Origin of the sequence: Acinetobacter sp. Marseille-Q1618 (assembly GCF_902809855.1) — a bacterium.
Lineage (GTDB): Bacteria > Pseudomonadota > Gammaproteobacteria > Pseudomonadales > Moraxellaceae > Acinetobacter.
Window position 1 is genome coordinate 181,855 of the sequence record NZ_CADDWJ010000001.1, and the last position, 21,578, is coordinate 203,432.

General features: G+C 37.6%; 17 protein-coding genes, 2 tRNA genes and 1 riboswitch. Of the genes, 7 read left to right on the forward strand and 12 right to left on the reverse strand.

Going from position 1 to position 21,578, the window contains the following annotated elements; genetic code table 11:
* Window positions 1-174: 174 nt before the first annotated feature.
* On the forward strand, window positions 175-645 hold the full coding sequence (locus HUS24_RS00870) for a hypothetical protein (protein ID WP_173910190.1): 471 nt from the start codon (window positions 175-177) through the stop codon (window positions 643-645).
* A 104-nt stretch (window positions 646-749) separates the two neighbouring features.
* On the opposite strand, the gene HUS24_RS00875 is transcribed toward HUS24_RS00870, so the two are convergent.
* From HUS24_RS00875 to HUS24_RS00905, 7 genes are all read right to left on the reverse strand, one after another.
* The gene (locus HUS24_RS00875) at window positions 750-1,538 is read right to left on the reverse strand and encodes a hypothetical protein (RefSeq protein WP_173910191.1); all 789 of its coding nucleotides are present in this window, start codon (window positions 1,536-1,538) and stop codon (window positions 750-752) included.
* A gap of 28 nt (window positions 1,539-1,566) precedes the next feature.
* The gene (locus HUS24_RS00880) at window positions 1,567-2,292 is read right to left on the reverse strand and encodes a hypothetical protein (RefSeq protein ID WP_173910192.1); all 726 of its coding nucleotides are present in this window, start codon (window positions 2,290-2,292) and stop codon (window positions 1,567-1,569) included.
* Between the two features lie 283 nt (window positions 2,293-2,575).
* Window positions 2,576-3,865 (reverse strand): glutamate/aspartate:proton symporter GltP, encoded by a 1,290-nt coding sequence (gene gltP, locus HUS24_RS00885; RefSeq protein ID WP_173910193.1) that lies wholly within the window; start codon window positions 3,863-3,865, stop codon window positions 2,576-2,578.
* A 280-nt stretch (window positions 3,866-4,145) separates the two neighbouring features.
* Window positions 4,146-5,264 (reverse strand): ABC transporter permease, encoded by a 1,119-nt coding sequence (locus HUS24_RS00890; protein WP_173910194.1) that lies wholly within the window; start codon window positions 5,262-5,264, stop codon window positions 4,146-4,148.
* Complete coding sequence (locus HUS24_RS00895) at window positions 5,257-6,402, reverse strand: ABC transporter permease (RefSeq protein ID WP_173910195.1); 1,146 nt, start codon at window positions 6,400-6,402, stop codon at window positions 5,257-5,259. Before HUS24_RS00895 ends, HUS24_RS00890 begins: the two co-directional genes overlap by 8 nt.
* Window position 6,403: 1 nt before the next feature.
* Window positions 6,404-7,576: an HlyD family secretion protein gene (locus HUS24_RS00900; RefSeq protein WP_217424332.1), complete on the reverse strand. Its 1,173-nt coding sequence runs from the start codon at window positions 7,574-7,576 to the stop codon at window positions 6,404-6,406.
* A gap of 13 nt (window positions 7,577-7,589) precedes the next feature.
* The gene (locus HUS24_RS00905; protein WP_368033715.1) at window positions 7,590-9,017 is read right to left on the reverse strand and encodes a TolC family protein; all 1,428 of its coding nucleotides are present in this window, start codon (window positions 9,015-9,017) and stop codon (window positions 7,590-7,592) included.
* A 427-nt stretch (window positions 9,018-9,444) separates the two neighbouring features.
* Between HUS24_RS00905 and serC the strand changes: the two genes are divergently transcribed.
* Window positions 9,445-10,524: a 3-phosphoserine/phosphohydroxythreonine transaminase gene (gene serC, locus HUS24_RS00910; protein ID WP_173910198.1), complete on the forward strand. Its 1,080-nt coding sequence runs from the start codon at window positions 9,445-9,447 to the stop codon at window positions 10,522-10,524.
* Window positions 10,525-10,581: 57 nt separating this feature from the next.
* Here the strand turns inward: serC and HUS24_RS00915 are convergent, their stop codons facing one another.
* The 4 genes from HUS24_RS00915 to HUS24_RS00930 all read right to left on the reverse strand — a co-directional run bounded on the left by HUS24_RS00915 (window position 10,582) and on the right by HUS24_RS00930 (window position 12,546).
* Window positions 10,582-10,734, reverse strand: coding sequence for a hypothetical protein (locus HUS24_RS00915; RefSeq protein ID WP_173910199.1), 153 nt, complete (start codon window positions 10,732-10,734; stop codon window positions 10,582-10,584).
* Window positions 10,735-11,220: 486 nt separating this feature from the next.
* The gene (locus HUS24_RS00920) at window positions 11,221-12,156 is read right to left on the reverse strand and encodes a hypothetical protein (protein WP_173910200.1); all 936 of its coding nucleotides are present in this window, start codon (window positions 12,154-12,156) and stop codon (window positions 11,221-11,223) included.
* A 195-nt stretch (window positions 12,157-12,351) separates the two neighbouring features.
* Window positions 12,352-12,427, reverse strand: a tRNA-Glu gene (locus HUS24_RS00925).
* 43 nt (window positions 12,428-12,470) lie between these two features.
* A tRNA-Glu gene (locus HUS24_RS00930) sits at window positions 12,471-12,546 on the reverse strand.
* 292 nt (window positions 12,547-12,838) lie between these two features.
* A riboswitch (guanidine-I (ykkC/yxkD leader) is annotated at window positions 12,839-12,951 on the forward strand.
* Window positions 12,952-12,979: 28 nt separating this feature from the next.
* On the opposite strand from HUS24_RS00930, the gene HUS24_RS00935 reads away from it, so the two are divergent.
* From HUS24_RS00935 to HUS24_RS00950, 4 genes are all read left to right on the forward strand, one after another.
* Window positions 12,980-13,723, forward strand: coding sequence for an urea amidolyase associated protein UAAP1 (locus tag HUS24_RS00935; protein ID WP_173910201.1), 744 nt, complete (start codon window positions 12,980-12,982; stop codon window positions 13,721-13,723).
* Window positions 13,724-13,741: 18 nt separating this feature from the next.
* Window positions 13,742-14,392, forward strand: a complete 651-nt coding sequence (locus tag HUS24_RS00940) for an urea amidolyase associated protein UAAP2 (RefSeq protein ID WP_173910202.1) — start codon at window positions 13,742-13,744, stop codon at window positions 14,390-14,392.
* A gap of 2 nt (window positions 14,393-14,394) precedes the next feature.
* Window positions 14,395-18,000, forward strand: a complete 3,606-nt coding sequence (gene uca, locus HUS24_RS00945; protein ID WP_173910203.1) for an urea carboxylase — start codon at window positions 14,395-14,397, stop codon at window positions 17,998-18,000.
* 102 nt (window positions 18,001-18,102) lie between these two features.
* Entirely contained in the window at window positions 18,103-18,528 is a 426-nt protein-coding gene (locus HUS24_RS00950; protein ID WP_173910204.1) for a hypothetical protein, read from the forward strand.
* 383 nt (window positions 18,529-18,911) lie between these two features.
* On the opposite strand, the gene lipA is transcribed toward HUS24_RS00950, so the two are convergent.
* Window positions 18,912-19,925 carry a lipoyl synthase gene (gene lipA, locus HUS24_RS00955; protein WP_173910205.1) on the reverse strand — a complete coding sequence of 338 codons (1,014 nt, stop codon included), beginning with the start codon at window positions 19,923-19,925 and terminating at the stop codon, window positions 18,912-18,914.
* 199 nt (window positions 19,926-20,124) lie between these two features.
* Between lipA and sthA the strand changes: the two genes are divergently transcribed.
* Window positions 20,125-21,540, forward strand: a complete 1,416-nt coding sequence (gene sthA / locus HUS24_RS00960) for a Si-specific NAD(P)(+) transhydrogenase (RefSeq protein ID WP_173910206.1) — start codon at window positions 20,125-20,127, stop codon at window positions 21,538-21,540.
* Window positions 21,541-21,578 lie beyond the last annotated feature (38 nt).

Consider the following 21,578-nt stretch of genomic DNA (forward strand, 5'->3'; position numbering starts at 1 on the left):
CAATGATTGGTCATGTTTTTGCAATACATCAATCAATTTGCGGTATTTGTCGAGTTTTGCGGATGACAATGGTTTTGCCTACTTTTGTCGAAACAAAAGTAGGTCGAGCCGAAGGCTAGTCCCTAAATACAAACTTTAGATGTAAGACTCCGCCAAAAACAAACCACTTATATTATGTTATTTTCCAAGAATGGTATAACAGGTATCATTTTAGATAAATTTACCAATCGGTATCATGAATATGGTAATTTTTGGGCTATAGGTGTGCTTTATACACATGCAAGGCATTTAAATCGTTCAGGTTTCATATTTAACTTATTAGATGAAAATTATATTGAGAACGATGTCTTTTTGGGGAAAGTACATTTGAAATTTATTCAATATTTAGAACATTATTTGAAAATTCATAATAAATCCAAGCAAGATTTAACTGCTGCCATAATCAAAATTCAGTTTGATAAAAATCATCTCCTAAGATCCACAACTTTATACGGTGATTACTTTACCGTTCAGGTAGAACTTATAGATTGTAAAGATATAAAATTTTTCCAAGAATCTGATGGTTATTGTTTTCCTCATACTCAATGGATTCAGCAAAGAAAGTTGATTGATGCATTGTCATTAGAAGAAAAGCAATTTTATTGAGATATGCTCTAAATATTTATTTAATGGTAAAGATTATTACATTAAAAAACGGATATGATTTGATCATGATCGCATTATAAAAAAACTATTTGAGCTTTTAAAAATTAATTGATATGCACATTCTTGGCTTTATAAGCACCTTGGAAACTGGTCAAAGGCGTTTGAAAATATTGCTGAATTTTGCTTTGTAAATCGCCAGAGTTTTCATAGCCATAAAAGTAGGGAATATCACTAGCTAAGCAAAATGAACATGTCGTTCCTTCGTGAAAATTCGAATACATTTTGGTTGAGTTTGTAAGTCTAGGAGAAACTTCAGCAGCATGATATCCCGAAATATAAACCAGTTTTAAGTTTTGAGTGTTGCCTTTGATTACCCATTTCACAGGGTTATAAGACGTTAAAATAAGAGAAACTTTTCGGTTACTATTAATATTTACAGTCACAGTATTTTCAACATTCTTTTTTTCAGCTCGATAAGCATAATGCCGACAGTCACTAGCAGCTTTACTTGAATGTGGATTATTCACTTGGCTTTCACACTCTACATAGCGTTGTTGTTGCTCAGTTTGGGTATATTCACGTGCACTAGATACATGTACACCGATATAATGTAATTCTGAGTCTGCAATAATTTCTTTAAAATTGACCAGAGGTTTGTTGTTAATCGCTTGATTTTGATTCATTAGCACCGTATCAGACCTTGTACCCGTGATAAAAGTATTGTCAGTATCATGGGGAGGTTTAGGAGTGGGCGTATGTACATTCACTGGTCTAGGCGCTGAGGTTTCGGGTGAAATGCTAATTTCATTTACAGTGGTTTTTTGTTCAGTTTTAATCATGACAAAAACTAATACGATCCAACAGAGATGAACAAAAATCCAATTTTTAAACATAAAATATTCTCAGTTGTGTATTTCGCTTTTAAGATTCTTGAGGCACAGAAAGTGCTTGCCCAACTTTAAAAAATACAGGTGGTTTTAATTTTTGTTGTAAAAATTCACCATGCATGACCAATTTATCAAAATCATTCTGAAATATATATTGGGTGATTTCTAACAGTTCATGATGAATCAGGTCTAGTTGTTGTTCCATTAAGTCATTTGGACTATGTTCATTATTCATTTTCCGATCTAAAAAAAGCACAGGTAATTCTTGGTAATTTTTAATGGTAGGTGCGAGATAATTATTAATAATGGTTTGAATTTTTAAAATTTCATTTTGCGTGTTTATATCTTGTGTGCGTTTGAACTTTTGTATAAGTACCACAATTAAGGCGTGAATGTCTTGAAATTTTGCATTCGCTGTAGCGGGTAATAAGTCACGTACTTGGAACTGTAGCTTTAAAAATTCATTCAACAGCTTTTGTTCGGGTGAAATGCTTTCTTTTACGCTAGGTCTTGCTAAACGTGTCGCTTGAGGTGTGATATGTTTGGGTGGTGTGATTGGGTTGTAAATCGGCTGTGTATGTAATTGCAGCAAGACAAAATAGATTAAGCGACCAAGGATATAGCCTAAAACAGAACAACCAAACCAACCGAGCGGAATCACTTGGATTAAAGCCAATACGCAAAAAATGATTGCACCATAGCAACCAAACAAATGATCAGCAGTTTTCCAGTAGGGGAGATGCGAGTTTTTTTGTGTCATTGTGATTTAATGCTTGTTTATTTTAGTTTAGAGTTTAAACAATATCGTATTATTTTGCACTTCGCTTTTGAGTCTACCGATTTAAAAACATTTTAGTCAATAAAATCTAAGACAATGAAAAAATGAGTTTTATTGGATATGCTACGGCTAAGTAAGCATAGTCGTTCATGTGTGAAAAATCATCTTTAATTGCTAATTTTAAGTGTAGGATTGATCGTCTATTTCGCTATGTATAAAGAATAAAAAACCACCCGTAGGTGGTTTCTCGTTTTAAATCTTAAAATTAATGGGTTGCATCAAAGTTATAAGATTTTTGTTTTTCAGTATCGAATTTGCCTTCCCATTTACTGATGACCAATACAGCTAAAGCATTTCCGATTACATTTAATACAGTACGTGCCATATCTAAAATACGGTCAATACCTGCAATAAATGCCAAGCCTTCAAGTGGAATGCCTACGCTACCAAGTGTTGCCAACAACACCACGAAAGAAACCCCAGGTACGCCTGCGATTCCCTTAGAGGTAATCATTAAGGTTAAAACTAAAATGATTTGTTGGGTAATGCTTAATTCAATCCCATAAAGCTGGGCAATAAAAATCGCAGCAATACTTTGGTACAGTGTAGAACCATCTAAGTTAAACGAATAACCGATAGGCACCACAAAACTGGTGATGGATTTGGGTGCGCCATAAGCTTCCATTTTTTCCATCATACGCGGTAAAACAGTTTCTGAACTGGCAGTTGAATAAGCCAGAATCAATTCATCTTTGAGTATTTTGATAATTGTCCAAATACTAAAACCACAGAATTTAGCGACCAAACCAAGTACGATAAAAATAAAGAATAAAATCGCGCCATACACAAGTACTGCAAGTTTGATGAGGGGTAAAAGTGAACTAAAACCAAAGTTTGCTACAGTTGCAGCGATCAAGCCGAATACACCAAAAGGTGCAAACATCATGATCATGTGTGTAACTTTAAACATGGTTTCAGAAATTGCTTTTAATACATCAATCAATGGCTGCTTGGTTTCTTTGGCTAAAGAACCTAAGCCGATCCCGAAGATCACCGCAAAGAAAATAATCGGCAACATGTGCCCATCGTTCATTGCAGTAAAAATATTGGATGGGATCAGAGAAAGGACGGTATTGACGAGACCATGTGCTTGATGGCTCACTTCTTGAGTAGTTTGTTGATACTGAGAAATGTCCGAAGTGGTGAGTTTAGACATATCAATGCCCGCACCAGGTTGGAAGATATTGGCAGCAACAAGACCCACAATGATCGCAACAGTGGTAATTACTTCAAAATAAACAATGGTTTTAAAACCAAGCTTACCGACACTTTTGCTATCTCCTGCATTGGCAATTCCTAAAATCAGCATGGAAAGCACAAGTGGAATCACAATCATTTTGATTAGATTGATGAAAATCTTACCGAGTGGTTGCAAAAAGTTGGCAACAATATCATCTCTTATTTCAGGAGAGTTGTGCAGAAAAGCACCAACGACAATGCCGAGGAAGAGCGCAAGCACAATTTGCCAAGCAAGGCTAATTTTCGTTTTCTTCATACTGAGCCCTTAAAATTCAGATTTTGGCGAAAAGGAAAACTCTATGAAAAACACGCAAAAAATCCCCCGACAAGAATTGTGGGAGTTGCCAATTGGGAGATTTTAAAAATGTTTTAGAGTGTTTCGAAAATGCTTTATTTTGCGCTTATTTAAAAATTGCAGCTAATTTTTTTCTGTAAAGGCTTAACTATTTGAATAAAAATAATGCTGTTTTATTTAATAATTCAATCTTATTTTTAAGATTAATTAATTTTATAAATTATAGTTGGTGGATCTATTCTTATTTTTTATACATATACGTCAGCCGATAAAATGCTAAAACCAATAAAATCAAAGCTAAAGTCGCAAGATAAATCAGTTTAGGAAGTACAATATCCAAACTTACCCCCATTTGGTTCAATTGGATAAATAAGTTAATGCCTTGTGTAGAAGGTAAAACATGTGAAAAATATTGCATCCACGTTGGCATTGCCGATACTGGCCAAGCAGCGCCAGACAATAAAAATAAAGGGATAGAAGTAAATACAATCACATGCCCAGCACGTTCAGATAAATCTAAAAAGCTTGCTAAAAACATCGCTAAAGCAATCACACAACTGATATAAATCGGTACAGCGATCAACATTCCTGTGAAATTTCCACCGTGTGGATAGTCATAAAACCAATAAGTAAAACCGAATAAATAAAAACAGCCTAAGCAACCAATGGTCAACGCAGCACAATAAATTCCGAAAAACTCCGTGACAGAAGCTCGCCAAAATTTTTCTCTATAACCTGCGATCAACATACATAAGCCAAGCAAAATCGTTTGGTGAATAATAAGAGGCGCAATGGCAGGAAAAATATAACTACCATAGCCTGAAAGGGTATTAAATAAAGGAATTTGATGAATTGAAAGCGCTGCTTTAAAATCGGAAATATGTCCAAATTTTTCAGCATGTTCCGCAAGGGTATGTTCAATGGAACTGGCTAAGCCTAAACCAATTTGTTTGGTTTTTAAAAAATAAGCAGCACTGAGATATAAGCCAATGCCGCCCGTTTCTCCTCGGGCAACGCTGTTAGATAAATTATTGGGTAAATACAAAATGCCATCTGCTTTTTGTCGTTGTAGCAGTTGTTTGGCTTCTTCAAAATTGCCTGTGATGTCCTGAACCTTCACATTTGGGCTTTTATAAACTTGGGTAATAATGGCATTGGTTAAATAGCTTTGTTCTTCATCAACAATAACAATCGGTAATGCTTCCGCTTGTTGTGCTTTGTAGGCAGTGGGATAGAAAAAACTGTAAAAGAATACTGATAAAACCATTGTTGTTAAAATGGATGAATTTGTTGCAATATTCTTGAATGTTTGTAAATAATCACGGAAAAGTTGTTTAAAAAAGCTACTGAGTTTAGACATGAGCAGCTCCTTGTGATGATTGTCTTGTTATTTTTTTCAATAAAATCGTAGAAATTGCAGCATAAAAAATGCAATAGAACACAAGAATCGCCAATGGAATCAGTGAAATGCTGATCGGGCTGCCGACGACCCATTGTTCAGTTTGTAACTTGGCATAAGGCGTATAGGGAATAATATTTGCCCAAAATTGCGTGAAAATTGGTGCATTATTTAAAGGCAATGTCACGCCAGCAAAGCTAAGAGATGAGCCACCATAGACAGCAATAAAACCAAAAGTTTTGGATAAGTTTTGCGTAGCAAGCACAACTGTTGTGCTGATCAACGCATAAGCCAAATAGAAAAAGAATTGTCCCACTAAAATCAACCACAGTTGACCCGCTACAAACCACCCTCGAATTTCAATCAGCCAAAACATCCATAGCCATGTCCAAAGACTAAAAATCAAAACATAGACTAAATTCTTTGCCAAAATTGCTTGAAGAAAACCTTGATGATGCAACCACTTTGCAGTGCTTTTATATTTAAGTTCTTGTCCAACTGCAAAAGCCACACAACAACAAAGTAAAAGATGCAAAATCGCAGGAATCATGAAAGGTTCTAAGTAAAACTCATAACTTAGATTTGGATTGTATAAAGGTGAAATTTTTAGGCTTGCAGTCGGAATATTTAAGTAGGGCAGTTTATTTTGCAGATAAGTATTTTTACTAAAATCTGTGATTCCTTCAATTGTGGAAAGCAGCATTGCTGAAGAAATACTATTACCAATACTAAAATAAGACTGATTAAATGCAATACTAATCCCTGCATCTTGTGCTTTGACCAAACGCTGTTCTGCACCTTCAGGAATATGCACATAGCCCCAGACTTTGGTTTGGTTAATTAATTTTTCAACTTCATCAACATTGTCAGAAATTTCATAGATCTGTAAAGTGTTGTTATGACTTAAATATTTTTCAATATTCAAACTCAGTTGGCTTTGATCTTGGTCAATGATCGCAATGGGTAAATGTTCTGCTTTGCCTGCATAAAACATACTGCCAAATAAAATCAGCAAAAAGAATGGCGCAAGCGTGACCAAAGCTAAGTCCCATTTATGACGAATTAAATAGCGCAACTCACGCAGCATACAGCTCAACATTTTATTTAAGCTCTTGGAGTTTAAAAATGACACTCATGCCCACTTTTAGATGATCAATTTTTTCAGCAGGTACGAGCTTGAGTTTAAAACTACGCACATCATATCCGCCTGTTTGACGAGTATTTTTAATGGTGGCAAATTCTCCTTCGGCATCAATGCTGTCGATTTTAAAATCGGCAGTTTGGTTTAATGCAGGAATGAAGCCTTGTAAAGTTTTAGCTTGGTAGACTTGCGCATATTGGTCTTCACGGACATTTAAACTGATCCATTGTGCATCGGTTTCTAGCAAACTCACCACAGGCACACCCATTGCCACCAACTCAGACGTTTTGCCGTAAATTTTAGAAACAGTGCCGTTACTCGGTGCGCTTAAAATGGTTTCGGCTTCGAGTGCATTGGCTTCTTTGACTGCGGCTTGGGCAATGTCGACTTGTGCATCGGCACTGGATTTTTGTTGAGTAGTACTGCCACGTTTGGCGCGAGCATATTGTTGATAAGCCGCTTCGGTCATTTGATGTGAGGATTGCGCTGCAGCGTGCATTTCATCTCTACGTTGACGGGAAATCACGCCTTCACGGAACAAGTTTGCACCACGTTGATAGGTTGTTTGTGCAAGAGCTTCTTGTGCTTTTAGGGCTTGCCAATTGGCATATAAACTGTCGATATTTTCCTGTTGTGAACCCCGTTCAGCCGTTGATTGTAAAGCAAGCGCCGACTGTAAGGTTGCCATAGCTTGCTGTTTTTTTGCCTCAACTTCTGGGCTGCTTAGTTTCACTAGAACTTGACCCTGAGTGACCTGTTGACCTTCTTTAACCAAGATTTCTTCAATACGACTCGGTACTTTGGTGCTAATGTGCAAAGTTTCAGTTTCAACACGCCCTTGTACATCAATGGTTTTGGGCTGATAGGCTTTCCATAAACCAAATACAATCAAGCCTATAAGTGCGATTAAAATAATCAAACCCAACACGATCAACAAAGTCTTTTTAGGCGCTGGATTCGATTGTGGAGGTTCGGTTGATTTAGAATCAGGTGTAGGCGCAGGGCGAGTTTGATCGGCTTGATTTGGTACATTTTCTTGAGGATTTAAATCAAGACTTTCCTTAGTCGGGTTTTCTGACGCTGAGTCTGCATTTGTGACTTTATCAAGTTTTGGGTCATGTTCTTGTGTCATTACTTTCCCCATTTTAACGAATATAATCAGTATTTGACTGATCTACATAACTTTTAAATTGATCAATCGAGCCATGACTTTGTAAAAGAGTCGCCAATGACATGACATATTTATAAGCATTCATTGCCATTTCAGTTTTTAGGGCACTGAGTTGATTTTGTGCATCAATCACTTGGGTTGCTGTGCCCATATCTTCTTTAAACGATAGGTTTTGAATGCGTAAATTTTCCACTGCTGCAGCTTCATTCTGGCGTAACAGTTGCTGATTCATTTGTGCAGTTTGCAGTGCGTTATAGGAAGTATAGATGATATTTTCAATTTCTTGCTTGGTGCGTGCTGTACCGAGTTCAGCCGCATAACGTTGAAGTTCAGCGGCTTGCACATTTTTATTTTTATCAATGCCTGAAAATAAATTATAACGAGCAGCAACGCCGACGATCCAATTTTGATCTTTGTCTAGGCTATATTCACCAAAAGCAAAAAGTGTAGGCTTTTTCGCTGCTTGTTGGGCTTTGATATTTTCATCTGCTAAGCGTGTATCCATCTGCATTTTTTGCACAAGATTTGAACTTTGTGGATAGGACGCTAACAATTGATCTATGCTATTTTGTTGGCGACGGTTAATAAAAAGCGGTGTAGTAAGTTGATCAATAGACTGTTTGTTGAGTAGATTTTTTAATTGAAATTGGCTTGAAGATAAATTCGAACTAGCATTTTGATAGGTACGAGTTGCATTATTTTTGGCAACTTCAAACTGCATGCGTTGACCTTTACTAATAAAACCTTGACGTTCAAGTTTTAGTGCATTGTCATAATGTTGTTGCATGGCATGTAAATTAAAAGCACTGGCGCCTTCTAGCTGTTTCTGTAATTGCACATTGAAATACGCTTGAATAATTTCAAAACGTTGTGTGTCTTGTTGTTGTTTGCTGTTGAGTTGACTGCGCTCGGCTTTGAGATTGGCAATATTTTTGGTTGTGGTCGTCAATCCACCTGTATAAATGGGCATCATGACGGATACGGTTGGGCGAATAGTTTCATCTTCAAGTACAACATTGGCGGTATCTGGAATTAAGCCAATACCACTATGAATTCCTTGATTTAAACCTTGTTTTAAAGGATCAGTTACAGCATTTGGCAGATTTTGCTGCGTCTGCCATTGGTCTACTTTTTCATTGACGCCATAAGATAAAGTATTTTCTAGATTATTTTTCACACCATCTAAAGGAATATCCGTTTCTGCATGAAATTTATAAGCACGCACATTTAAATCTACACGTGGTAGTCCAATATTTTTCACCGCTTCTGCTTGTAACTTTGAAGCCTGATCCAGTGCAGCATTGGCTTGAGAAGTGTATGAATTTTCTAGTAAATACTGTTCGGCTTGCGCATAACTGAGATTTTCAGCAAAACTAGGGTGACTTAAAGCCATATTGAGCATGAATAAGCAACCTAATTGCATGGAGACGCATAATGTTTTTTTAGGATAATACTTTGTTAATTTCATCTGCAAAATCATCAGTATTTGTTTAAATTTGAAACCATTCTAACCTTGAATGACTAGAATAAATAATCTAAAAGTCACATTTATCCTGTGTGGTTTTTGTAGTGATCCCGCATTATTTATATTTAAAGATCCTATTAAAGATAAAGTAATGAACTTGTATGAGGTTAATTTTTCCTATGATTTAAAATAAAACCTGAAAAGATTCAGTTTTTATAAAAATAGGTTCAAACTTTGTTATTGAAATATCAATTCTAAATTCTGAAACATATTGAAAGATTGACTAACAAAGCTACTGCAAGAAAAGTTGATTTGTGGTTAAATGCGCCTATTTCATTCGTTTCACTTTCATAAGGGAAAAATCATGCGCGCGTACAATTTCTGTGCTGGTCCTGCTGCATTACCTACTGCCGTTTTAGAAAAAGCTCAACAAGAGATGTTAGATTGGCAGGGTAAAGGCTTATCCATCATGGAAATGAGCCATCGTAGTAAGGATTATGTGGCTGTCGCTGAAAAAGCAGAAGCAGACTTGCGTAAACTTATGAACATTCCTGAGAACTACAAGGTATTGTTCTTACAAGGCGGCGCATCATTACAATTTTCTGCGATTCCTTTAAACCTTTTAGGTAAAAATCCAAAAGCAGATTATATCCATACAGGCATTTGGTCTGAAAAAGCAACCAAAGAAGCACAGCGTTATGGTGATATTAATATCATCGAAGCAGGTATTACAATTGATGGAAAATTAGCGATTGCTGATCAAAGTCAATGGAACTTATCTGCTGATGCTGCCTATGTGCATTATGCTGATAATGAAACAATTGGCGGTATTCAATTTGCCAATATTCCTGAAACCGATAAGCCTTTGGTTTCTGATTTTTCATCAAGCATTTTATCTGCGCCATTAGACGTGTCTAAATTTGGTTTAATTTATGCAGGTGCGCAAAAAAATATCGGCCCTGCGGGTTTAACGTTAGTGATCGTACGAGATGATTTACTTGATCAAGCAAAACCTGAAATTCCAAGTTTATTAAAATATGCTTCACAAGCAAAAAATGACTCAATGGTAAATACACCTGCAACCTATGCATGGTATTTATCAGGTTTAGTATTTGAATGGTTACTTGAGCAAGGTGGGGTAGATGCAATGCATAAAATCAACCTTGAAAAAGCAAAATTATTATACGGCTATATTGATTCAAGTGATTTTTATGCAAATCCAATTGCAACTCAGAATCGTTCAATCATGAACGTACCATTTACCTTAGCAAATGCTGATTTGGATAAATTATTCTTGCAAGAAGCAGAAGAAAATCATTTACTTAACCTTGCAGGTCACCGCTCAGTAGGCGGTATGCGTGCAAGTATTTATAATGCTGTGCCTTTAGAAGGTGTACAAGCATTGGTTAACTTTATGGATGATTTTGCCAAACGTAATGCTTAAGTCCAAGTATTGAGAATAAAAAATCCCTCGTACTGAGGGATTTTTTATATTTAAAATTTAAACAGTCGGAAATATGCCTAAAAGATGAAAAATCATGGCGGCTAAAAATATCCCTAAGATAAAAAAGCAACATGCGCCTTTATCCCAAGGTAAGCGGAATCCACTGCTTTGTTGAATAAGATGGGTCGGTTGTTCCGGTGTAATTTTCATCACTGAGCCTGGATTTTAAATTATTGTTAAATCTATCGGTTCGAGCTATTTGTAACATAAAAAAATGTGCAAATAAAGTGCTGTTTAATATGAATGTCAAAATCAAGCTGAATTTATGACAATATCCTAGAAATAAATGATCTTATCAAAACCTAGACGTGTGGATAAGTTTTAATTTCTATTTAAAATCGAAAAACCAAAATGCGGTGAGAAAAACAGAGTTTTATACTGATTTTTATATCTATATGAAAATTTGACTAATTATTTCCAATAATCAACCAAAAATAAATACGTATTTATCTTAGGATCTATTTTTAAAATTAATTTTTTGAATTCAGAAAATGAATTTAAATCAACTGTGATATTTTACATAAATTAAACAAGAATTATGGACTCGCTATTTTAGAACTGTGTCGCAAAAATTGAATTATTTAAATAAAAAGCCCAATTTAAAATATTGAGCTTTTTAAACGAAATATATTTTGTTTATTTCGTTTTGGCTTCTGAATAAATATTTGCCTGAATCCAGATATTGCCACGAATATATTGTCCGATTTCAAAGTGTTTAAACGCTGGATTTTTTGTGGCGATACGAACCAAAATCGCAGGTTGATTTTCTTCTAAAATTAAAGTGACATCATAAAGGGTATAGTCTTCTTGCATAAATTGCATTTGAGTTTTGCCCACAACTTTACCCTGAAACCATGCTTCATCTTCTTGACCTAAAGTTTCGCCATACAGATATGCCACCATTTTGGAAAAGTCGACAGTGACAGGTTCTTTATCTGCTTCAGATTTTGGTTCCCAAGCGTCAATTAATGCTTGTAGATTGTCTGGGGCAATTCCATTATTTTCAGACAAGATTTCATTGAGTGCACGATGATGTTTAATTGAAGCTGGGTCATCAACTACGATTTGCTCATGATCGGATACTTTTTCTAACTCGTATGCCCATGCATTTAGTTGTACTTGATAGGATTGACCTTTTTTGTATTGCGCATGATTAACACTGTATAAACTATCAAAAGCATAAACGGTACTTTGACCAAGTTGCAGGCGCAACACCGCTTGTGTATTGGTTTTACAAGTAATGATACGATCTATTTCAGCTTGAATGGAATACGGACTTTCAAAACTAGGAAAAGCAGTTTTCATTGCTTTAGGTTTATTATTTTCAACAGCAATGACCTGAACAATTTGGATTTTTGCACCATTTGGTCCTTGGATCAGCCATGCGCTTTCATCCATGTCAGATTCTGTTTGGCATAGACCCATTGGCATCACTGGCGTATCTAAAGCCAGACCTAACCATTTTGGAACTTCAGCCGTTGGGTTGTCGGTGAGTAGACTCCAATGTTCAACATGACTACCGAAATTATGATCATCAATGGTAATTATTTCAGGTCTGTTTTGATTATTCATATCATTTATGCAAAAAACTGGTCTTGTGATATTAAATCGAGGGTGATCACTATTTTTCAAGTCCTGAAATGTAAATTCATCAGTCAAAGCAGTGATTTATTTAAGAATAGAAGAAAAAGTATGCAATTTTAGGCAAGATGATGTTTGGAAAATAAAAATTGAAAAGTATTTTAAAATTTATAATCAAAGAATATATGGCGACCCTACGGGGATTCGAACCCCGGTTACCGCCGTGAAAGGGCGATGTCCTAGGCCTCTAGACGATAGGGTCAATAAGATGAGGCGAGCTTCTGAAATCCAATTTTAAAATAAATTGGCGACCCTACGGGGATTCGAACCCCGGTTACCGCCGTGAAAGGGCGATGTCCTAGGCCTCTAGACGATAGGGTCGTTTCAGAGGTGGGCGTATATTAGGGTGAATATTTCAAAGTGTCAAATATTTTTCTGCAATAAAACTGGAAAAATAAATCAAACGTGTAAAAATAAAACAATCTCTGTATTTTTTCAGTCATTTTTATTATTTAAACCATTTTCAGTAAATATTTACCTAATAAAAGTCATTTATGGTGCATTAAGAAAAACTCTTGTTAAAAAAATGCTCAATAATCGCTCAAAATTAGTATTACTTATCATTGAAACAGTATTACTGCTTTGGCACATCATTTGCATACCTCTATATATCATCAAAGTGATCTAGGGTTCCGATACATTGTGTATGTATGTCCGAGACCGAGAGTTCACGGCTTAGTTTTGAACAAAAGCAAAGCTACACGGAGGGATAAAAACCCGGGAGGTTGAATAACCTGAAAAAGAGGTGGAGCAAATGAGTAATATTCATCAATATCATAATGATCAAGCACTTTGGACTGAAATTTTACCCGGTGGGCATCATTGCTCAGGGCGAATTCAACGGGGCACAGTATTACAGCTTAAGGCACTGGCGGCTCATGCCAATGTATCTTTGTTCTGTGTGAATTATGAGGACAAACTCGAACGCTACAACATGTCTGACAGTTTAAAAGCACAACACACCGTATTTTTAAGTACTGGAAATATTTTAGCTTCTGATTTGGGGCGTGCCATGATCTCGATTGTTAAAGATGATCATGGTTGGAATGATGCGATCTGTGCACCAAGCAGTGCAGTACAAATAAAACAACAATTCGGCATACAAACATTTCAAGATGTACGCAATGACATGTACCGCAACGCCAAAGATAGTTTGATTTTGGAAATGACTAAGTTTGGTTTAGGTGCAACCGATTTAAGTGCAACGGTCAATTTATTTTCTAAAGTAACGCCTGATGATGCAGGACATTTATCTTATATTGAATCTAATAATACCAATCAAATCATTGAACTGCGCTTTGAGATGGATTGCTTGGTGTTTTTATCTGCTGCACCGCATGGCTTAGATACCTCGATTGAATATGCGCCTGCTGATATTGAGCTGAAACTCTTTAAAGCACTTCCTTTAGATGAGACTGATGTCTGTCGTGACGCTTGTCCACAAAACCAACGTGCATTCCAAAATAATGCGCGTTACTACGCACTCGACGCTGTTTAATCTAAAGGAGAATACATCATGTCAGCATTCGTTCAATTTGAAAAAGAAGTATTAAATGAAGTATGTCCTGCAGGTGAAGCATGGATGTGTGAAGTGAAGAAAGGTCAATACTTCCGTATTGTCGATGTAGAAGGTAATCAAGCAGTCGATACGCTATTTATCTCTGCTGAAAATCCTGAGGAACGTTATAGCGCAACGGATACCTTAGCCATTAACCAGCAAATTTATCTCGAAAAAGGTACAACTTTATATACCAATTTTGGCAATGCAATTGCAACCATCAACGATGATAACTGTGGTCGCCACGATACTTTAGGTGGTGCGTGTTCGTGTGAAAGTAATACCGTGCGTTATGCACATGAAAAATTTCCAATGCACAGTTGTCGTAACAATTTCATGATTGCGTTATCTCAACATGCAATTGCCAAAAAGCATGGTTTAAATGTACGTCATATTGGTCCAAACATTAATTTCTTTATGAATGTGCCTGTGACAAGTGAAGGGCATTTGAAGTTTGATGATGGTATCTCTGCACCGGGGAAATATGTCGAAATCAAAGCGGAGATGGATTTAATCGTGTTGATCTCTAACTGCCCACAACTCAACAATCCATGTAATGCCTATAACCCAACCAAAATTCAATTGATCGTACGTGAAGGCGAGGTGTAACTATGTTTAATAAAGTACTCATCGCCAATCGTGGTGCGATCGCTTGTCGTGTGATCCGTACACTTAAAAAATTAGGTATTCAATCCGTTGCTGTGTATTCAGAAGCGGATCGTGACTCTTTACACGTGACTTTAGCGGATCAAGCGGTATTTATTGGCGATTCACCTGCAAGCCAAAGCTATTTAAATGTCGATAAAATATTAGAGGTTGCCAAACAAACAGGCGCACAAGCGATTCATCCGGGTTATGGTTTTTTATCTGAAAATGCAGCATTTTGTGACTTATGTGAAGCACAAAGCATTGTATTTTTAGGGCCAAACTCAAGCCAAATGAAATCGTTTGGTTTAAAACATACGGCACGTGAACTTGCGATTCAAGCTAATGTCCCTTTACTACCGGGCAGTCAGTTGCTTGCAGATGAAGTCGAGGCTTTAACTGAAGCGGCACGTATTGGTTATCCTGTGATGCTGAAAAGTACCGCAGGCGGTGGCGGTATCGGTATGCGTTTGGTATGGAATGAAGAAGAACTTAAAGATGCCTATGCAACGGTTTCTTACTTTGCCCAAGCCAACTTTAAAGATGCAGGTCTGTACCTCGAGAAATTTGTCCAAAATGCGCGTCATATCGAAGTGCAAATTTTTGGTGATGGCAACGGTTTAGTTTTGGCTTTAGGTGAACGTGATTGTTCAGTCCAACGCCGTAACCAAAAAGTGATTGAGGAAACGCCTGCACCACACTTAAATGATGAGCAACGTGCGTCTCTGCAAAATGTTGCGATTCAACTCATGCAATCGGTGAATTATCGCTCGGCAGGGACTGTTGAATTTGTAATGGATACCGACACGCAAAAATTCTATTTCTTAGAAGTCAATACCCGTTTGCAAGTTGAACACGGTGTGACGGAGCAAGTATTTGGTGTCGATTTAGTAGAATGGATGGTGACTTTGGGCAGTGGTGATTGGACACCACCAACATCGGCACTAGAGTCTAAAGGTCACTCGATTCAAGTGCGTTTATATGCCGAAGACCCAATTAAAAACTTCCAACCAAGTGCAGGGCTTTTAACGCATGTCGAGTTTGATGAGAATGCTCGTAATGAAACGTGGGTAGAAACAGGCTCAAACGTATCATCGTTCTATGACCCGATGATTGCCAAAATCATTGTGACTGCACAAGATCGTGAATCTGCGATTCAAGCGATGACAGATACATTGGCAAAAACCCAAGTGGCAGGGATCGAAACCAATCTTGAATATCTACAAAATATTGTGAATGGCGAGGTATTTAAAGCAGGCACACAAACCACACGTTTCTTAAATACCTTTGAGTGGAAAACGCAAAAAATTGAAGTGCTTCAAGCAGGGATTCAAACCGCTGTGCAAGATGTCACAGGGCGGTTGGGCTATTGGGATGTGGGTGTACCGCCATCAGGTGCGATTGATCCACTCTCTTTAAACGTGGCAAACCAACTGCTTGGCAACCCATTTAATACCGCAGGCTTAGAGTGTACGCTACAAGGGCCAACTTTAAAATTCCACTGTGATAGCCAAATTGTGATGACGGGTGGTGACATGGTCGCAACGCTTGATGGCGTAGTTGTACCGATGTGGCAAACTGTGAATGTGAAAAAAGGGCAAATCCTAAAATCAGGCAAAATTGCCACAGGTTGCCGTAGCTATATCGGCATTAAAGGTGGTTTAAATGTCCCTGAATATTTAGGCTCGCAAGCGACCTTTACTTTAGGTCAGTTTGGTGGTCATGCAGGGCGTAATTTATTGATTGGTGATATGTTGCCAATCACAGCCTTTACATCAACTGAAACGACCGCATTAGCACAAGATCAAATCCCAAGTTTCTCAAATACATGGGAAATTGCGGTGATGTATGGCCCACATGGTGCACCTGATTTCTTTACTAAAAAAGATATTAATACCTTCTTTACACAAGCGTTTGAAATTCACTTTAACTCAAGCCGTACAGGTGTGCGTTTAATTGGTGAAAAACCTGAATGGGCGCGTACAGACGGCGGTGAAGCAGGTTTACATCCCTCCAATATCCATGACAATGCCTATGCGATAGGTGCAATCGACTTTACAGGCGATATGCCAATTATCTTAGGGCCAGATGGGCCAAGTTTAGGTGGATTTGTTTGCCCTGCGGTGATTGTGAGTTCAGAGCTTTGGAAAGTCGGTCAGCTTAAGGCGGGCGATAAAGTGAAATTTATCCCTGTATCTTATCAGCAAGCGCAACAACTAAACCAAGCCTATAGCACAGCCTTAAAAGCAGATGTGACGGATACTGTGGATTTTTCACCAAGCTTTAGCGCAGAACAAGACACCTTAAACGATGCCGTACTTGCAAACTTAAAAGGCAAAAATGGCTTACCTGATGTGGTGTATCGCCCTGCGGGTAACAACTATATGTTGGTTGAATATGGTGAGTTAGTGCTTGATCTGAACTTACGTTTCCGTATTCATGCGCTGATGCAGTGGGTTAAAGATCAGAATTTTGATGGCATTATTGATTTAACCCCAGGCATTCGATCGCTACAAATCCATTTTGATTCGTTGGTATTAGATCAGAAAAGACTACTAGGCTTGTTACAACAAGCCGAAAGCCAATTGCCAAATATCACCGAGATGGAAGTGCCATCACGTACTGTCTATTTACCGCTTGCTTGGGAAGATTCGCAAACTCAATTGGCAACAGAACGTTATATGCAAACCGTGCGAAGTGATGCACCGTGGTGTCCTGACAACGTGGAATTTATCCGCCGTATTAATGGCTTAGGCTCGAAACAAGCAGTCAAAGACATTGTGTATAGCACAAATTATTTGGTGATGGGCTTGGGCGATGTGTACTTAGGTGCGCCTGTGGCAACGCCACTTGACCCACGTCATCGTTTAGTGACCACGAAATACAACCCTGCACGTACTTGGACGCCTGAAAATGCGGTCGGTATTGGTGGTGCATATATGTGTGTATACGGTATGGAAGGCCCGGGTGGCTATCAGTTTGTCGGTCGTACCACACAAATGTGGAGTCGTTACCGTAAGAATCCTGACTTTGAACAAGGTATGCCGTGGTTACTGCGCTTCTTTGACCAGATTAAGTTTTATGAAGTATCAGAAGAAGAACTTATGCAAATGCGTGAGGACTTTAAAGCAGGTCGCTTAAAACTCCGTGTCGAAGAAGGTGTGCTGAACCTGAAAGAATACAATAACTTCTTGATTGAAAATGAAGAATCCATTGCTCAGTTTAAAGCTGTACAACAAGCCAACTTTGATGAAGAACGTAACCGTTGGCACGAGGCAGGGCTTGCAGAATACGTATCTGAAAGTTTAGATGCCGTAACTGATGATAGTGAGATTCAAATTCCTCAAGGTGGTTGTGCTGTTGAGTCACATATGCCGGGGTCAATTTGGAAGATTGAATGTGTGTCGGGTGATATCGTGGAAGAGGGTGCAACGCTTGCTGTGATTGAGGCGATGAAAATTGAGATTCCCATTATTGCACCTGAACGGATGAAGGTTGAAGTTATTACCATTGAAAAAGGGCAAACGGTGAAAACAGGGCAGGTGTTGTTTACATTGTCGCCTGTGGCTTGATGAAATAGAATAAATAATACCGTCACTAATGACGGTATTATTATTTTATATAGTTTAATCAATAATTTATTATTGGTATTCATAATATTTTAAGGAAATAAAATGGATAATAAAGAATTACTGGATCTAGTTTCTAAAATAAGATTAGGTTTAGAGAGTTTTCGAGATCAACTTGATTCTAGGGGAATTTATCAAAACTTCTATAAGTTTCCAGAAGGATGTTGTGGTGACACAACTATGATTGTAAACCATATATTAGTGAATAAAGGCTTTTCAAATGTACAACAGGTAACAGCGCAAAAAGATACAACACATGAATCTCATGCTTGGACATTGCTAAATGATATTTGTATAGACCTGACTGCAGATCAATTTGACGGTTTTGAGGGAAATTCAATACTTTTCACTACTGAAGATAATTATCCATTAAATAAAATATATCCAAGACAAAGTACAAGCTTATGGCCATTAGACAGAGAGTATCTTTTTAATATTCTTAATTATTTAGAAAATCATAATCATATTTGATCTGGGGCTCTCTTGAGCATCCTTATGCTCTTGTCTTCAAATTGCCATTTAAACCATCAATCCCTCAAATGTTCGACCCAATTCTGTTAAATTATACATCACTAATTTTTTACCTGTTTTAGGGGTAAAACTTTTAATTATCATCGCTATACTATTGATTTCTAATTATTTTGGCTCCTTAGAAATCATACGTAGGGTAATATCTTGCAATAAGCGTTAAATATCATTAAAAATGGCGTGACTGTTTAATCATAGTTACTAACTTTGTAATTAATTATTTTACCTTTATAAATTAAAAGCTTGATCGAATATATTTAAATATCAAGAAAACAAAAAAGCCAATCATTTTAGACTGGCTTTTTATTTTTAAAGCAAAAGTTCAATTAAGCTTCAATTGTTTGCACTGCGATTTTCTTTGCAGGATCAGTTTTACGACGCACTTGTGGCACAGGCTCACCGTAGTATTGACGATCTGCAAAGTAGCTTGAACGCACCATTGGCGCAGCCCAAATATTTTTAAAACCTAGTTTTTGTCCATGCGCAGTATAACGATCAAACTCTTCAGGCGTTACAAAACGGTCAATTGGCGCATGTTCTTTGGATGGCTGCAAATATTGACCAATTGTCACATAGTCCACGCCATGTGCATGTAAGTCATCAAGCAATGCAATCACTTCGTCTTCAGTTTCACCGATGCCGACCATCAAACCACATTTAGTTGGGATCTCAGGGCAGTATTCTTTAAACATTTTTAATAAATTAAGAGAATGCTGATAATCTGAACCTGGACGCATCGCTTTATACAAACGTGGCACCGTTTCGATATTATGATTAAAGACATCAGGTGGACATTCAGTCATGATGCGTAAAGCAATATCCATACGACCACGGAAATCAGGCACTAAGATTTCAAGTAAAGTATTAGGACTTAGCGCACGTGCTTCTTTAATGCAATCAACAAAATGTTGCGCCCCGCCATCTAGCAGATCATCACGGTCTACAGACGTAATGACAGCATACTTTAAACCCAAGTTTGCGATAGTTTCAGCCATATGACGTGGTTCATCAGGATCTAAAGCATTTGGACGACCATGCGCCACGTCACAGAATGGACAACGACGCGTACAAATATCACCCATGATCATAAAGGTTGCAGTACCACCACCAAAACATTCAGGTAAGTTTGGACAAGCGGCTTCTTCACAAACGGTATGTAATTTTTGTGCACGTAAAGTTGTTTTAATACGTTGAACTTCATCAGGTGCAGCCATTTTCACCCGAATCCAATCAGGCTTTCGAGGTGTTTCAACCGTTGGTACAACTTTTACAGGAATACGAGCAACTTTTTCTGCACCACGTAATTTCACACCCTGTTCAGGTTTACGGTTTTCTGACATATTCAACTTTTCCACTGTTTTTGACGGTAGGTATTTGGTTATATTATAGCGGAATTGAAAAATGAAAGGGTAAAAACACTATTCATTTACTAAATGTGGCTATCACGCAATATATACTTGGTAAATACAGCAAAGTGATAAACTTTCAGTCATAATATAGCGCAAGAATAGTGTACCAAATCAGTATGAGGAGCTTTGGATGCCACGTAAAAAAGAACTGGTGAGTGGGAATTTTTCAAAATACGATGCAGTCGTACTCGGTTCTGGCCCAGCAGGTGAAGGCGCGGCAATGAAGCTGTCAAAATCAGGCAAGCGTGTTGCTATTGTTGATGTACGTGAACAGCTTGGTGGGAACTGTACCCATGTAGGTACTATTCCAAGTAAAGCCTTGCGTCAAACTGTTTCTAGTATTATTCGTTACCAACGTGACCCAATGTTTAAAAAAGTGGGCGATTGGAAGCAATTCACCATGAAACAAGTCTTGCGCAATGCACACAAAGTTATTCAACAACAAGTAGACACGCATTCACGTTTTTATGACCGTAATAATATCGATGTATTTCATGGTCGTGCCTACATTCAAGATAAAAACACAGTGCTTATTTTTAATGAAGATGGCGTAAAAGAAAGCTTGATTTGTCAACAAATTGTTGTTGCGACAGGCAGCCGACCATATCGTCCACAAGGTTTGGATTTTAACCATCCGCGTGTATTTGATTCGGACAAAATTTTAGATTTAGACTTTTCTATTCATAAAATTATCATCTATGGTGCAGGTGTTATTGGTTGTGAATATGCATCTATTTTCATTGGTTTAGACCATAAAGTTGACTTGATCAATACGCAGCATCAGTTATTGAGTTATTTAGATGATGAAATCGCAGATGCGCTATCTTATCATTTACGTGAACAAGGTGTACTCATTCGCCACAACGAACAAATTGATCATTTAGAAACTTTTGATGATCACGTCGTTTTATATTTGCAAAGTGGCAAAAAAATTAAAGCCGATGCGATTTTGTGGTGTAACGGACGTTCAGGAAATACCGATGGCTTAGGTCTGGAAAATGTGGGAATTAATCCAAACAGCCGTGGTCAAATTACTGTAAATGAACAATACCAAACTGAAGTCGACAATATTTACGCTGCTGGCGATGTAATTGGTTGGCCTTCACTGGCTTCAGCTGCTTATGACCAAGGTCGCTGTGCGGGTGCAAATATGGCGGGTGAGGAAAATGTAAAACCTGTAACCGATATTCCAACAGGGATTTACACCATTCCAGAAATTTCATTTTTCGGTAAAACCGAAAGCCAGCTTACGGCTGAAAAAATTCCGTATGAAGTCGGTCAAGCATCATTCCGTCATTTGGCTCGTGCGCAAATCACAGGTGATACCGTAGGTGAATTAAAAATCTTATTCCATCGTGACACCTTAGAGTTACTCGGTGTGCATTGCTTTGGAAATAATGCTGCGGAAATTATTCACATTGGTCAAGCTGTGATGCAAAGTGGAAATAACAGCATTAAGTATTTTGTAGAAACGACATTTAACTATCCAACGATGGCGGAAGCGTATCGTGTTGCGACTTTAAATGGCATGAATCGTTTGTTCTAAGGCGATTTTAATCGTTTTGTTTCTATTCCATTTAACCC

Excerpts from the sequence above, each read along its gene's own strand:
- HUS24_RS00870 (WP_173910190.1), top strand. The coding sequence starts at position 175 with ATGTTATTTTCCAAGAATGGTATAACAGGTATCATTTTAGATAAATTT.
- HUS24_RS00875 (WP_173910191.1), bottom strand. The coding sequence starts at position 1,538 with ATGTTTAAAAATTGGATTTTTGTTCATCTCTGTTGGATCGTATTAGTT.
- HUS24_RS00880 (WP_173910192.1), bottom strand. The coding sequence starts at position 2,292 with ATGACACAAAAAAACTCGCATCTCCCCTACTGGAAAACTGCTGATCAT.
- gltP (WP_173910193.1), bottom strand. The coding sequence starts at position 3,865 with ATGAAGAAAACGAAAATTAGCCTTGCTTGGCAAATTGTGCTTGCGCTC.
- HUS24_RS00890 (WP_173910194.1), bottom strand. The coding sequence starts at position 5,264 with ATGTCTAAACTCAGTAGCTTTTTTAAACAACTTTTCCGTGATTATTTA.
- HUS24_RS00895 (WP_173910195.1), bottom strand. The coding sequence starts at position 6,402 with ATGTTGAGCTGTATGCTGCGTGAGTTGCGCTATTTAATTCGTCATAAA.
- HUS24_RS00900 (WP_217424332.1), bottom strand. The coding sequence starts at position 7,576 with ATGACACAAGAACATGACCCAAAACTTGATAAAGTCACAAATGCAGAC.
- HUS24_RS00905 (WP_368033715.1), bottom strand. The coding sequence starts at position 9,017 with ATGCTCAATATGGCTTTAAGTCACCCTAGTTTTGCTGAAAATCTCAGT.
- serC (WP_173910198.1), top strand. The coding sequence starts at position 9,445 with ATGCGCGCGTACAATTTCTGTGCTGGTCCTGCTGCATTACCTACTGCC.
- HUS24_RS00915 (WP_173910199.1), bottom strand. The coding sequence starts at position 10,734 with ATGAAAATTACACCGGAACAACCGACCCATCTTATTCAACAAAGCAGT.
- HUS24_RS00920 (WP_173910200.1), bottom strand. The coding sequence starts at position 12,156 with ATGAATAATCAAAACAGACCTGAAATAATTACCATTGATGATCATAAT.
- HUS24_RS00935 (WP_173910201.1), top strand. The coding sequence starts at position 12,980 with ATGAGTAATATTCATCAATATCATAATGATCAAGCACTTTGGACTGAA.
- HUS24_RS00940 (WP_173910202.1), top strand. The coding sequence starts at position 13,742 with ATGTCAGCATTCGTTCAATTTGAAAAAGAAGTATTAAATGAAGTATGT.
- uca (WP_173910203.1), top strand. The coding sequence starts at position 14,395 with ATGTTTAATAAAGTACTCATCGCCAATCGTGGTGCGATCGCTTGTCGT.
- HUS24_RS00950 (WP_173910204.1), top strand. The coding sequence starts at position 18,103 with ATGGATAATAAAGAATTACTGGATCTAGTTTCTAAAATAAGATTAGGT.
- lipA (WP_173910205.1), bottom strand. The coding sequence starts at position 19,925 with ATGTCAGAAAACCGTAAACCTGAACAGGGTGTGAAATTACGTGGTGCA.
- sthA (WP_173910206.1), top strand. The coding sequence starts at position 20,125 with ATGCCACGTAAAAAAGAACTGGTGAGTGGGAATTTTTCAAAATACGAT.